The sequence below is a fragment of the Methyloligella halotolerans genome (assembly GCF_001708935.1).
GTDB lineage: Bacteria > Pseudomonadota > Alphaproteobacteria > Rhizobiales > Methyloligellaceae > Methyloligella > Methyloligella halotolerans.
Map to the genome: position 1 here is coordinate 1 of NZ_MASI01000024.1, position 473 is coordinate 473.

The 473-nt window shown below is 63.6% G+C and carries 1 protein-coding gene; it reads left to right on the forward strand.

Annotation, left to right across the window (positions count from 1 at the left end; genetic code table 11):
• Window positions 1-473 (forward strand): carbonic anhydrase (locus A7A08_RS15335; RefSeq protein WP_425349043.1); only part of this gene is annotated, 473 nt, incomplete at both ends.

Consider the following 473-nt stretch of genomic DNA (forward strand, 5'->3'; position numbering starts at 1 on the left):
ACAGTGCCGCTACCCAAGGATCTGGTTGAAGGTCATCGCCGCTTTCGGCGGGATACGCACGCTTCGGAACGGGGCCGCTACCGGCAGCTCGCAGAGCTCGGTCAGACGCCGACAGCGCTGGTGATCGGCTGCTGTGATGCGCGGGTCGACGTCTCCAAGATCTTCGATGCGGAGCCGGGCGAGCTGTTCATCCTGCGGAATGTCGCCAATCTGGTGCCGCCCTACGAGCCGGAAGGCTTCTATCACGGCACATCTGCGGCCATCGAGTTCGCAGTGCTGGGGCTGAAGGTCCCGCACATCATCATCATCGGCCACTCCCGCTGCGGCGGCATCTCCGCCTACCGGAAGATGCGCGAAGGCGAGAATATCGCGTCCGACGGGCCGAGCTTCCTCGGCGGAGACGACAGCTTCATCTCCCGCTGGATGACCCTGCTGGAAGGCGTCGAGCTGGATAAGTCCGATGTGGAGACCTA